Consider the following 12405-nt stretch of genomic DNA (forward strand, 5'->3'; position numbering starts at 1 on the left):
ACATGATCGACAAACTCGGCCTTTGGGCCGAACCGCCCATCGGCCGATCGACGTAATCGGGTGGTTCGTCCGATCGTGCCCACCGGGCGGGCGACGGATCGCCCGACGCAGGAATGCACCAGGATGGCGGGTACGTTGCCCGAACCGGGTGCTGTCCGTCGCGACGGCGCCCGAACAGGCACATTCCAGGGAGGTCCGCACCGGTGCTCGACCCACACGAGCTCTACCAGCTCACCGACGATCTGCCCGACCTCGGGCAGCCGGTCCTGATTCAGGCCCTCACCGGGTTCGTGGACGCCGGCAACGCCAGCCGGCTGGCCCGCGAGCAACTGCTCACCTCGCTCGAGGGTCGGCCGATCGCCACCTTCGACGTGGACCAACTCTTCGACTACCGCTCCCGCCGACCGGTGATGACCTTCAACGAGGACCACTGGGAGAGCTTCGACGCGCCGAAGCTGGAGCTGCACCTGCTGCACGACGACGACGAGACGCCGTTCCTGCTGCTCACCGGCCCCGAACCGGACCTGCAGTGGGAGCGGTTCACCGCCGCCGTCGCGGGGCTCGCCGCCCGGCTGGACGTACGGCTCACCGTCGGGCTCAACTCGATCCCGATGGCGGTCCCGCACACCCGGCCGACCGGGGTGACCGCCCACGCCACCCGCCCCGAGCTGATCAGCGGGTACGAGCCGTGGCTGCAACGGGTCCAGGTGCCCGGCAGCGTCGGGCACCTGCTGGAGTTCCGCCTCGGGCAGCAGGGCCGCGACGCGCTCGGCTTCGCCGCCCACGTGCCGCACTACGTGGCGCAGACCGAATACCCGGCCGCCGCCGAGGTGCTGCTGAGCGCCGTGTCCCGCAGCACCGGGCTGCTGCTGCCCGGCGACGGTCTGCGCTCGGCCGCCGAGGTGGTCCGGGTGGAGATCGACCGGCAGGTCGCCCAGACCGAGGACGCCGCCGCCCTGGTCCAGGCCCTGGAGGAGCAGTACGACGCGTTCGCCCGGGGTCGCGGTGAGCGGAGCCTGCTCGCCCCGGACGCCGGTCCGCTGCCCACCGCCGACGAACTCGGCGCGGAGCTGGAACGGTTCCTGGCCGAGCAGACCCGCCCGGGCGACACTCCCGGGAGCTGACCCGGCGACACGGCACCTGGCTGAGGCGGCGTCGCGGCCTCGGATACGGCAGGGTGGACGTATGCGCCTGGCGACCTGGAACGTGAACTCGGTGAAGGCCCGGCTCCCCCGGCTGCTGGAATGGCTGGCCGGCACCGGGCCCGACGTCGTCTGCCTGCAGGAGACGAAGTGCCCGGACGGCGCGTTCCCGGTGGCCGAGGTGGGCGAGTTGGGCTACACGGTGGCCAGCCACAGCGACGGCCGCTGGAACGGGGTGGCGATCCTGTCCCGGGTCGGGCTCGACGACGTCCGCGTCGGCTTCGCGGGCGAGCCGGGCTTCCCGGAGCCGGAGGCCCGGGCCATCTCCGCCAGCTGCGACGGGGTGCGGGTCTGGTCGGTGTACGTCCCCAACGGGCGCACGCCCGACGACCCGCACTACGCGTACAAGCTGGCCTGGTTCGCGGCGCTGCGCGACGCGCTGGAGGCGGAGCTGGCCGGTGGCCTGCCGCTGGCGGTCTGCGGTGACTTCAACGTCGCGCCGACCGACGCCGACGTCTGGGACCCGGCGGTGTTCACCCACTCCACGCACGTCACCCCGGCCGAGCGGGCCGCCCTCGCCGCGCTGCGCGACCTCGGCCTCAACGACGTGGTGCCGACGCCCATGAAGGGGCCGCACCCGTTCACCTACTGGGACTACCGCGCCGGAATGTTCCACCAGAACAAGGGGATGCGGATCGACCTGGTGTACGCCTCCGCGCCGTTCAGCCGGGCGGTCCGCTCGGCGTACGTCGACCGGGAGGCCCGCAAGGGCAAGGGCCCCTCCGACCACGCGCCGATCGTCATCGACGCGGACCTGGTGCCCGCCGTCGAGGCGTTCTGACCTCCGGCGCTCGGGCCGCGGGGCGTCGGCGCTGGCTAGGGTGGACACATGGCAGTCGTGAAGATCAACGCTATCGAGGTTCCGCCGGGCGCCGGCCCCGAGTTGGAGAAGCGGTTCGCGGCGCGGGCCGGCGCGGTGGAGGGCTCCCCCGGCTTCCTCGGCTTCGAACTGCTCCGCCCGGTGGCCGGCGAGACCCGCTACTTCGTCTACACGAGGTGGGAGAGTGAGGAGGCGTACCAGGCGTGGGCTTCGGGCTCGGCCCGGGCCGCCCACGCCACCGCCCCCGGCGAGACGCCCCGCCCGCCGGTGTCCAGCGGCGCGACCCTGCTGGAGTTCGAGGTGGCCCTGCACGTCCCCCAGCCCTGACCGGCGCTACCCAGGTGGGGTAGCCAGCGAGAGGTCGCGGAGGTTCCGGCCATGTTCGACGGGTTCGAGGAGTTCGACGTCGTCACCACGGGCACGACGATCCACGGACGACGCGGCGGCGACGGACCTCCCGTCCTGCTGCTGCACGGCATACCCGAGACGCACCTCATGTGGCACAAGGTGGCGCCCCGGCTCGCCGAGCACTTCACCGTCGTCGCCACCGACCTGCGCGGCTGGGGAGACAGCGGCACTCCGCCGAGCAGCCCCGACCACGAGCCGTACAGCATGCGCGCCATCGCCCGCGACCAGGTCGAGGTGATGCGGAGCCTGGGGTACGACCGGTTCCACCTGGTCGGCCACGATCGGGGCGCCCGGTGCGCGTACCGCCTCGCGCTCGACGCGCCGGACGTCGTCACCCGGTTGGCCGTTCTGGACGTCGTACCCATCGGGGACGTGTACGACCGCGCCGACCGGGCGTTCAGTCTGTCCTACTGGGTCTGGTCCTTCCTGGCGGCGCCGGAGCCGGTGCCGGAGCGGTTCATCGCCGCGGCGCCCGAGGTGCTCGTGGACTACATGCTGGAGAACTGGCCGGAGGTGAAGGACTCCTTCCCGCCCGAGGTGCGGGCGGCCTACCTCGCGCAGTTCACCCGCCCCGACACCGTGCACGCGATCTGCGAGGAGTTCCGCGCGGCGGCGACGCTGGACTACGACCAGGACCAGGCGGACCGCGGGAGCCGCAAGATCACCTGCCCGCTGCTGTTTCTCTGGAGCCAGCACGGCCAGGTCGCCACCCTCTACGACGATCCCCTCGCCATCTGGCGGCAGTGGGCCGACGACGTACGCGGCGCTCCCGTGCCGGCCGGGCACTTCATCCCGGAGGAGACCCCCGACGAGACGGTGCGCCACCTGCTGGACTTCCTGCGCTGAGTCGGAGCGGTTGATCGACTCGGGTTCGGCGAAACGGGGGTGTCCGGGCCACCGGGACACCCCGATGTCGGCGACCTCGTGTTGATCAACCGCAGGTCAGGGCTTGCGGGACGACTCCAGGGTGGCGAACGCGATCACGTTGTCCTCGTAGCCGGTGCGACCGCCGATGAACTGGCCGCCACAGGTGATGAGCCGGAGCCCGGCCGGTCCGTCGTGCCCGTAGATGCGTTCGGCGGGTAGCTGGTCCTTCGGGAAGCGCTCGACGCTGTCGACCTTGAACACCACCGTCGAGCGGTCCGCCCGGGCCACCTCGATCAGGTCACCGGGCTTCAACTTGCCCAGGTCGTAGAAGACCGACGGCCCACTCTTGGTGTCCACGTGCCCGACGATGACCGCGGGACCGGGTTCGCCGGGCGTCGGTCCGCGGTCGTACCAGCCGGTCTCGTTCTGCTTCTCCAGCGGCGGTACGGCGATCGTCCCGTCCCGAGCCTGCCCGACCGGCGCCACCGGCGCGGAGACCTTGATCGCCGGGACGCTGACGCGCACCGGGCGGCTCGCCGACAACCCGACCGTCTCGCTGCGGGCCGGACGGTCGCCGCCGGTCGGGGCGAGGTCGAACGGGCCGACCGAGCGGCCCAGTCCCGCGCCGGTCGCGAAGACGCCCACCAGCACCAGCACCACGGCCAGCGGCACCGACCAGGGACTGCGGCCGGTCGGCCGGCTGCGCCGCGGAGCGACGGCGGTCGGCGGACGGCCAGCAACCGCCGGCCGCTCGGCCGGGACCCGCGACGGGCGGGACGGCGGCGGGGGCTTCGCGCCAACGGACGGGCGCGAATTGCCGGCTTGCCGGGTAGCAGCGGATTGCCGGGCATCGCCGGACGGGCGCGCGCCAGCGGGTGGGCGGGCGTCGCCGGGTGGGTGGGCATCGCCGGGCAGCCACGCGCCGGCGGGCGGGCGCGAACCGGTGGGCGGGCGGGAGCCGGCCGGCGGCGGTGTGGGGCGGAAGATCTCCATGGCGGGCTCAGCGGCTCGCGACGCGTCGGGGCCGGCGCAGCGCCACCACGGCGAGGACGAGCCCGGCGACCGTGAAGGCGGCACCGCCGGGCAGCAGCAGCTTGCCGGCCGTACCCCCGGCGGTGCCGCCGAAGCCGGTTGCCGGGCCTCGACTGGGGTGCGGGGAGGGCATCTTCTTGACCACCTGCAACATGGTCGACGCCGTCTCGCCGTCGGGGCACTCCAGCTTGACGCGGTAGTTGCCGGGACGGGTGCGCTCGCGCACCATCGGCGCGGCGGTGAGCACGCCACGCTGCGGCTGTACGCCGACCGCGCCGAACGCGTCCGAGACGACGGTGGCGCCGATCGAGTTGTCCCGGCAACTGGCCCGGATGCCGACCAGATAGCCGGGCTGCACCGTGCTGGGAGTCACCTCGACGAAGACGTCCACCACGGGGGTGGGCTGCGGCGCGCCACCCGGCACACCTCCGGGCTGCGGCGCGGGCGCGGCGACCGGCAGGGCGTCGAGCGGCGCGGACGCGGCAACCGCCCGGACGTCGAGAGGCCCGGCGGGTGCGGCGACGGCCGACAGCGGATCGAGCGGCCAGTCGGAAGCGGTCGACAGGGGGTCGGACGGCCCGCCGGGCACGGCAGCGGCAGCCGGCCGCGTGGCGAGCGTTGCCGGGGCGGCGAGCGCGGGAACGGCGGCCAGCAGGGGGAAGGCGAGCATGGTCGCCACCGACAGGAGCACACCGCCGCGGGTCACTCTCACGATGCCCCCTCTCGACGCCGTCGGACCGCGCCGGGCAGCGGACCGCCCGGCCTGCCGTACCAATCGGATCCTCTCATTCCCGGTCGCACATCACATCCGATCCGCCGACGATCTCGCGTACGCTCGGGTCGCTGTGACCATCACCGAGCCTGACCCCGCCACCGTCCCGCCCACCGGCCGGACGATCCGCACCTTCCACCCCCGTCGGGGGCGGATGACCAGCCGGCAGACCGACGCGTTGGACCGGCTCTGGTCCTCCTACGGCCTGGCCGTGTCGGGCGGGCCGGTGGACCTGGCCGCCCTCTTCGGCCGCCGGGCCCCGGTGGTGCTGGAGATCGGCTCGGGCATGGGCGACAGCACGGCCGCGATGGCCGCCGCCGACCCGGACCGAGATTATCTGGCGGTCGAGGTGCACACGCCGGGAATCGCGAACCTGCTCGACCTGGTGCACCGCGCTGACCTGCGCAATGTGCGGGTAGCCCGGGGAGACGCGTTGGAGCTGGTCAACGGCTTGCCGGAGGGCGCCCTGGCCGCCGTACACGTGTTCTTCCCCGACCCGTGGCCGAAGGCCCGGCACCACAAGCGGCGGATCATCCAGCCGGCGCACGTGGCGCTGCTGCGCTCCCGGTTGGCCCCCGGCGGGGTGCTGCACTGCGCGACGGACTGGGCCGAGTACGCCGAGGCGATGCGGGAGACCCTGGACGCGGACCCGGAGCTGGTCGACACGTACGGGGGCTTCGCGCCGCGTCCGGCGCACCGCCCGGTGACCAAGTTCGAGCGGCGAGCGATCACCGCGGGCCGTCCGGTCGCCGATCTGATCTTCCGGCGGCGCTGACTGATCTTCGGCGGCGGCGCCGAAATGCGAGCCGGTTGGCGCCGGAGGGCATGATCCAGGCACCATGGACACGCTATGACGCTCACCGCCGCGCTGCCGAGAAGCGCCGACCCCGACACCCTCTTCGACGCGTTCGCCGGCTGGGCGAAGGAGCGCGGCCTCGACCTCTACCCCCATCAGGAGGAGGCGGTCATCGAGATCGTCTCCGGCGCCAACCTGATCATGAACACGCCCACCGGCTCGGGTAAGAGCCTGGTGGCGATCGCCGCGCACTTCGCGGCCCTGGCCGACAACCGGACGACGTTCTACACCGCGCCCATCAAGGCACTGGTGTCGGAGAAGTTCTTCGCCCTCTGCGAGGTCTTCGGCGCCGAGAACGTCGGCATGCTCACCGGCGACGCCAGCGTCAACGCCGACGCCCCGATCATCTGCTGCACCGCGGAGATCCTGGCCAACCTGGCGCTGCGCGAGGGCGACCGGGCCGACGTCGGCCAGGTGATCATGGACGAGTTCCACTTCTACGCCGAACCCGACCGGGGCTGGGCCTGGCAGGTACCGATCATCGAGCTGCCGCAGGCGCAGTTCATCCTGATGTCCGCCACGCTGGGGGACACCACCCGCTTCGTCGACGACCTGACCCGGCGCACCGGCCGGCCCACCGCCGTCGTGCGCTCGGCCGAGCGGCCGGTCCCGCTCATCTTCTCGTACGCGATGACGCCGCTGCACGAGACGCTCGAGGAGCTGCTGGAGACCAAGCAGGCCCCGGTGTACGTCGTGCACTTCACCCAGGCCGCCGCGCTGGAACGCGCTCAGGCGCTGATGAGCGTCAACGTCTGCACCCGCGCCGAGAAGGACATGATCGCGCAGGCGATCGGCGGCTTCCGGTTCACCTCCGGCTTCGGCAAGACACTGTCCCGGCTGGTCCGGCACGGCATCGGCGTACACCACGCCGGCATGCTGCCCAAGTACCGCCGCCTGGTCGAGACCCTCGCCCAGGCCGGGCTACTCAAGGTCATCTGCGGCACCGACACGCTCGGCGTCGGCATCAACGTCCCGATCCGCACGGTGCTGTTCACCGGCCTCAGCAAGTACGACGGGGTCCGTACCCGCCTGCTCAAGGCCCGCGAGTTCCACCAGATCGCCGGACGGGCCGGCCGGGCCGGGTACGACACCATCGGCCGGGTCGTCGTGCAGGCCCCCGAACACGTCATCGACAACGAGAAGGCCCTGGCAAAGGCCGGCGACGACCCGAAGAAGCGCCGCAAGGTCGTCCGCAAGAAGCCGCCGGAGGGCTCGATCGGCTGGGGCCAACCCACCTTCGACCGCCTCGTGGAGGCCGAGCCGGAGCCGCTGACGTCCAGCTTCCAGGTCAGCCACTCGATGCTGCTCAACGTGATCGGCCGACCCGGTGACGCGTTCGCGGCGATGCGGCACCTGCTCACCGACAACCACGAGGAACCCGCCGCGCAGCGCCGGCACATCCGCCGGGCCATCGCCATCTACCGGGCACTCCGGGCCGGCGGGGTCGTGGAGGAGCTGCCCGAGCCGGACGAGACCGGCCGCCGGGTACGGCTCACCGTCGACCTCCAGCTCGACTTCGCGCTCAACCAGCCGCTCTCCCCCCTCGCCCTGGCCGCCATCGAGCTGCTCGACGCCGAATCCCCGTCATATGCCCTCGACGTGCTGAGCGTGATCGAGTCGATCCTCGACGACCCCCGCCAGATCCTGTCCGCGCAGCAGTTCAAGGCACGCGGCGAGGCGGTCGCCGCGATGAAGGCCGAGGGCATCGAGTACGAGGCCCGCCTCGAACTGCTCGACGAGGTGACCCACCCCAAGCCGCTCGCCGAGCTGCTGGAGGCCGCGTACGAGATGTACCGGCAGGGCCACCCCTGGGTCGCCGACCACCAGCTCTCCCCCAAGGCCGTCGTCCGCGACATGTACGAGCGGGCCATGACCTTCACCGAGTACGTGCAGTTCTACGGGCTGACCCGCTCGGAGGGCCTGGTCCTGCGCTACCTGGCCGACGCGTACAAGACGCTGCGCCAGACCGTGCCCGAGGACGCCAAGACCGAGGAGCTGATCGACCTCATCGAGTGGCTGGGCGAGCTGGTCCGCCAGGTCGACTCCAGCCTCATCGACGAGTGGGAGCGGCTGCGCAACCCGTCCGACGTGGCCGAGGTGGCCCAGGCGCACGCCTCCCTGAGCGACCGGCCGCCGGCCGTCACCCGCAACGCGCGGGCGTTCCGGGTGCTGGTACGCAACGCGCTGTTCCGCCGCGTGGAGCTGGCCGCGCTGCGCCGCTGGGACCTGCTCGCCGAGCTCGACGCCGCCGACGGCTGGGACTACGACGCGTGGGCCGACGCCCTGACGCCGTACTTCGAGGCGTACGACTCGATCGGGGTGGGTCCGGACGCCCGCGGCCCGGCGCTGCTCATGATCGAACAGGGCCGGGAGAAGTGGACCGTCCGGCAGATCTTCGACGACCCGGACGGCGACCACGACTGGGGCATCAGCGCGGAGATCGACCTCGTCGCCTCGGACGAGGTCGGCGCGGCGGTCGTCCGGATCACGGAGGTCGGCCAGCTCTAGCGGTCGCCGCAGAGGGGGTCGTCCGGAATACGGGCCCCCTCTGCCGCGTCGTCGGTGCCCCGTCCACGGGCGGCAGCCCTCGCCCGGGCCGTCGGCCAGGACTCAGACGATTCGGCTCGGACGGGTCACCGCTTCGCTGCCAGGATCTGCAGCGCAGCCGCCGAATTGGCGTTCATCGTCTCGACAGTGATCTGACGGGTGGTGTGGATGGTGAACCCGTCCAGCAGCAGGTTCCGCAGCCGATCGACACTGTGGTGCCGGCAGATCGCACCGTCGTCCGTCTCGAAGACGCCGTAGTTTCCGTAGGTTTCGGCGTGCTGTTGGTATCGAGCCTGGTTGCGCTGGTCGGTCTGCAGGAGCAGGTCGCTGACGTAGAGCAGTCCGCTCGGTCGCAGTACCCGGGTGAGCTCGGAGATGAGCTGCTGCTGCCCAACATCGGTCGGAACACACGTGAGGACGGCGAAGAGAAGCACCGCGTCGACGCTGGCATCCGGATAGGGCAGCGCGGGCGGGTCTGTCAGCACTCGGAAGCTGAGTGTGGGATGACGTTGGCGGGCTTTGTCGATGAGGCGGACGGATGTGTCGACGCCTTCGACATCGGCGAAGCCGTGTTGCTGCGCCAGCCCGGTGATCCGCCCGTAGCCGCAGCCGTAGTCGATGATCCGAGCCGTGGACGGCAGCCGCGAGAGCCATGCGAAGTCGATCGGGTGAGTGAAGGTCTTCGCCGCGCCGGCGGTCTCCCAGAAATGCCGCTGATTGTCCAGCTCCGACATAATTCTGATCATCTCACGCGTGCGGCTGTCATCGATGTCGGGTCTCGCGGCGGCGAGCCGGACGAGCAGGAGGTCAGTGTCGCGCGCCTGCGGCTGCAGCGCGACGGGCAGCGGCGGCTGCCGTTTTTACTGGGCAATGTCAGGGGTGTCGATTAGAATGTATGTACTAATAAAGATCCTGACCTGCAGGATTACGACTGGGAGGACGCCCGTGACCGCGCCCACCTCCACGCCCCTGACGCCCTACACCACCCTGCTCGGCTTCACCCGCTACGTCGACCGCACCGGCCCCACCAAGGCGACCTTCGTGGGCGGTCTGCGTAAGCAGCGCGCCAGCCGCTCCGGCTTCAACCCGCACGGCCAGTTCGTCAAGGCACTCAAGGCCGACATCGCCTTCCACACCGGTGGCACCCACCTGGCCGGGGTGGTCGACGTCGTCAAGCCGCGCTGGCGCCCGCTCTACCAGGCGCTGGTGCCCGGTGCCACGGCTTGGCTGCACTCCCTCGGCGACCCGGCAACCCTCGACCTGGCCCAGACCCGCGACGCCCTGGCCATGCTCGGCGACCTACCCGTGAAGATCAACCCCCACTTCGGGGTACGCCACGCCGACGGCCACGCCGACGCGGTCCGGCTGCACTTCGACGAGGCGCCGCCCAGCGAGGAATCGGTGCTCGCCACCCTGCACCTGATGGCCCGCCACATGGACGCGGTCCTTCCGCACGCCGAGCCCGTCCTGGTCGACGTCCGGCGCGGTCAGGCCCACCGCATGCCCACCGACGCCAAGCCCGAGCAGATCGAACGCTGGCTGGCCGGCGAAGCCGCCGCCTTCCGCGCCATCTGGTCCACCGCCGCCTGACCGAACCCACCCCCACCGCCGTCGCCGCCGTCGTCAAGATCCGCGCAGTTTCAGTGGTACTGCTGCCTCCCGCGATCGGGAAGCAGCAAGAACACTGAAGTTGCGCGGATCTTGGTGCGTCTGGTCCCGCGTGAGGGTTATCCACAGGGGCTGTCGGCGGGCGTGGCCGGCCGGCAGGGTGTCGACATGCCTGCTTCTCCACGGCGTCCCGCACGGTTGCAGGGGCGTGTCTTTCGCGGTTCCCGCGCCGTCGCGGACGGTTTGCTCACCCCTTCGGAACTGCGCAGCTCGGCGTGGCGGCCACTCTTTCGCGACGTCTACGCCGATGCCCGGCTGGAGGTCACCCACCGCGCTCGTTGCGTCGCCGCGGCCCAACTGGTGCTACCCCCGGGTGTGGTGATCGCCGGACGCAGCGCAGCAGCGCTCTACGGAGCAACGTCGGTCGCCGGCAACGAGCCAGTCGATGTCCTCGTGCCCAGCGGCCAGCGCTTCGGACCGGTGTCTGGATTCGTCGTCCATGCTGGCGCGATCGACGGGGCCGACGTCACGCTACGGCGGGGCATCCCGGTGACCACGCCGACGCGTACCTGTTGGGATCTGGCCCAGTGGCTGCCGACGGAGGAGGCCGTCGCGATCGTGGATCGGCTCGCCCACATGCATCTGGTGACGCTCGCACCGCTGCGGGCGGACGCCAGAGAGCGGGTCGGCGATCGAGGGTGGAAGCGCATGGTGCGGGTGGCCGACCTGGCAGACGCGGGGGCGGAGTCGGCACCGGAGTCCCGACTTCGCGTGCGGATCGTGCTCGCCGGGGTGCCGACGCCGGTCACCCAGTTCGTGGTCGAGCGGGACGGAAGGTTCGTGGCCCGTCTCGACCTGGCGTGGCCACACCTGAAGGTCGCTGTCGAGTACGACGGGCTGTGGCACGACGATCCGGAGCAGTTCCACCGCGACCGACGCCGCCTCAACCGCCTGATCGGGGAGGACTGGATCGTGCTGCACGTCACCGCGAAGCGGTTCCGCGAAGACTTCGACGGCTTCCTCGCCGAACTCCGTCGAGCCCTGCGCTCCCGCTCCCGCTGACGTCCAGCCCCACCGCCTCCGACGCCAAGATCCGCGCAAGTTCAGGGATCTTGCTGCTTCGTTGGCGTGTGAGGCAGCAGTTTCCCCGAACTTGCGCGGATCTTCAGGCACCCGAGGGCGGACGGTGGGGTCAGGTGGCGGGGATGTACTTGGCCAGGTCGTCGAGGATCTTGTTGGCGGCGCCGACGCCGATGCCGGTCATCCAGACCTCGTCGGAGACCGGGTACGCCTTGCCGGCCTTGACCGCGCCGAGGCCCTTCCAGAGGGTGCCACCGGCCACCTTGGCCTGCTCGGCGGCGGCCTTGTCGCCGTACGCGGTCACGAAGATGACGTCAGCGTCGACCTCGTTGATCCGCTCGGGGCTGACCAGGTCGAAGCGCTTGTCCTCCTTGTTGGCGAGCAACTGCCGCTCGGGGCGGCCCAGACCGGTGTCGCCGACGACGATGCCGGAGAAGGAGTCCGGGCCGTACACCCGGATGTTGCCCGGGATGAACCGGACGATGGACACCTTGCGGGCGGCGGGGTCGCCGAGGGTCGCGCCGAAGTCCTTGGCCCGCTTCTCGTACGCGCCGAGCAGGTCCTTGGCCTGCTGCTCGCGGCCGAGTGCCTTGCCGTCGAGGAGAAAGTTCTCCTTCCAGGTGATGCCCACCTTGTCGGTGAAAACGGTCGGCGCGATGGCGGCCAGTTCGTCGTAGAACTTCTCCTGGCGGAACTTGCTGCCGAGGATCAGGTCCGGCTTGAGCGCGTTGATCGCCTCCAGGTCGGGCTCGGTGAGCACCCCGACCTCCTTGATGCCGGCGAGCTTGTCCGCGCCGAAGTACGTGGGCCAACTCTTGGCCTCGCCTGCGGTGGCGGCGCCGACGGGCGTGATGCCCAGCGAGAGCGCGGTGTCGATCTTGTCGGTGTCGAGCACGACGACGCGCTTGGGTTCGGCCGGGACCTTGGTGGTGCCCATGGCGTGGGTGATCTCCCGGGTCTCCCCGGTGGCGGAGCCGGCGACCGGGTCGCTCTCACCGCAGGCGGTGAGGCCGGCCCCGAGGGCGACGGCCGCGGCGAGAGCGGCGACGAGACGACGCATCAGTGTCCTTTCGAGGGGTACGTGTCGGCGAGCGGGGTGGCCGCATCGCCGTCGGCGGATCGGGCGTCCGGTACGGACGCCGTCGAGGAATCGGGATCGCCAGGGCCAGCGGCGGGCGCAGCGGCCCCGGCAGCAGCGGCCGGCGCAGAGCCA

At 71.4% G+C, this 12405-nt stretch carries 12 protein-coding genes; 8 read left to right on the forward strand and 4 right to left on the reverse strand.

Annotation, left to right across the window (positions count from 1 at the left end):
* Nucleotides 1–203 precede the first annotated feature (203 nt).
* From AC3EN4_RS21005 to AC3EN4_RS21020, 4 genes are all read left to right on the forward strand, one after another.
* The gene (locus tag AC3EN4_RS21005; protein WP_435207440.1) at nucleotides 204–1124 is read left to right on the forward strand and encodes a proteasome assembly chaperone family protein; all 921 of its coding nucleotides are present in this window, start codon (nucleotides 204–206) and stop codon (nucleotides 1122–1124) included.
* A gap of 61 nt (nucleotides 1125–1185) precedes the next feature.
* A complete protein-coding gene (locus tag AC3EN4_RS21010) occupies nucleotides 1186–1983 on the forward strand; it encodes an exodeoxyribonuclease III (protein ID WP_435207441.1) in 798 nt (265 codons plus the stop codon).
* A 48-nt stretch (nucleotides 1984–2031) separates the two neighbouring features.
* The gene (locus tag AC3EN4_RS21015) at nucleotides 2032–2349 is read left to right on the forward strand and encodes an antibiotic biosynthesis monooxygenase family protein (protein WP_422739428.1); all 318 of its coding nucleotides are present in this window, start codon (nucleotides 2032–2034) and stop codon (nucleotides 2347–2349) included.
* A gap of 51 nt (nucleotides 2350–2400) precedes the next feature.
* Nucleotides 2401–3276: an alpha/beta fold hydrolase gene (locus AC3EN4_RS21020; protein ID WP_435207442.1), complete on the forward strand. Its 876-nt coding sequence runs from the start codon at nucleotides 2401–2403 to the stop codon at nucleotides 3274–3276.
* Between the two features lie 96 nt (nucleotides 3277–3372).
* Here the strand turns inward: AC3EN4_RS21020 and AC3EN4_RS21025 are convergent, their stop codons facing one another.
* Together AC3EN4_RS21025 and AC3EN4_RS21030 are read right to left on the reverse strand one after the other, a co-directional pair.
* A complete protein-coding gene (locus AC3EN4_RS21025) occupies nucleotides 3373–3969 on the reverse strand; it encodes a class F sortase (RefSeq protein ID WP_435207443.1) in 597 nt (198 codons plus the stop codon).
* Nucleotides 3970–4297: 328 nt separating this feature from the next.
* A complete protein-coding gene (locus tag AC3EN4_RS21030; RefSeq protein ID WP_435207488.1) occupies nucleotides 4298–5044 on the reverse strand; it encodes a hypothetical protein in 747 nt (248 codons plus the stop codon).
* A gap of 130 nt (nucleotides 5045–5174) precedes the next feature.
* On the opposite strand from AC3EN4_RS21030, the gene trmB reads away from it, so the two are divergent.
* Nucleotides 5175–5876 (forward strand): tRNA (guanosine(46)-N7)-methyltransferase TrmB, encoded by a 702-nt coding sequence (gene trmB, locus AC3EN4_RS21035; protein WP_435207444.1) that lies wholly within the window; start codon nucleotides 5175–5177, stop codon nucleotides 5874–5876.
* A 75-nt stretch (nucleotides 5877–5951) separates the two neighbouring features.
* Nucleotides 5952–8465 carry a DEAD/DEAH box helicase gene (locus AC3EN4_RS21040; RefSeq protein WP_435207445.1) on the forward strand — a complete coding sequence of 838 codons (2514 nt, stop codon included), beginning with the start codon at nucleotides 5952–5954 and terminating at the stop codon, nucleotides 8463–8465.
* Nucleotides 8466–8590: 125 nt separating this feature from the next.
* Here AC3EN4_RS21040 and AC3EN4_RS21045 read toward each other — a convergent pair whose 3' ends face one another.
* On the reverse strand, nucleotides 8591–9238 hold the full coding sequence (locus tag AC3EN4_RS21045) for a class I SAM-dependent methyltransferase (protein ID WP_435207446.1): 648 nt from the start codon (nucleotides 9236–9238) through the stop codon (nucleotides 8591–8593).
* Nucleotides 9239–9449: 211 nt separating this feature from the next.
* Between AC3EN4_RS21045 and AC3EN4_RS21050 the strand changes: the two genes are divergently transcribed.
* Complete coding sequence (locus tag AC3EN4_RS21050) at nucleotides 9450–10094, forward strand: hypothetical protein (protein WP_433538107.1); 645 nt, start codon at nucleotides 9450–9452, stop codon at nucleotides 10092–10094.
* Nucleotides 10095–10280: 186 nt separating this feature from the next.
* Nucleotides 10281–11174 (forward strand): type IV toxin-antitoxin system AbiEi family antitoxin, encoded by an 894-nt coding sequence (locus AC3EN4_RS21055; protein WP_435207447.1) that lies wholly within the window; start codon nucleotides 10281–10283, stop codon nucleotides 11172–11174.
* 130 nt (nucleotides 11175–11304) lie between these two features.
* On the opposite strand, the gene AC3EN4_RS21060 is transcribed toward AC3EN4_RS21055, so the two are convergent.
* Entirely contained in the window at nucleotides 11305–12252 is a 948-nt protein-coding gene (locus AC3EN4_RS21060) for an ABC transporter substrate-binding protein (protein ID WP_435207448.1), read from the reverse strand.
* Nucleotides 12253–12405: the final 153 nt, after the last annotated feature.

This window comes from Micromonospora sp. bgisy143, assembly GCF_057708145.1.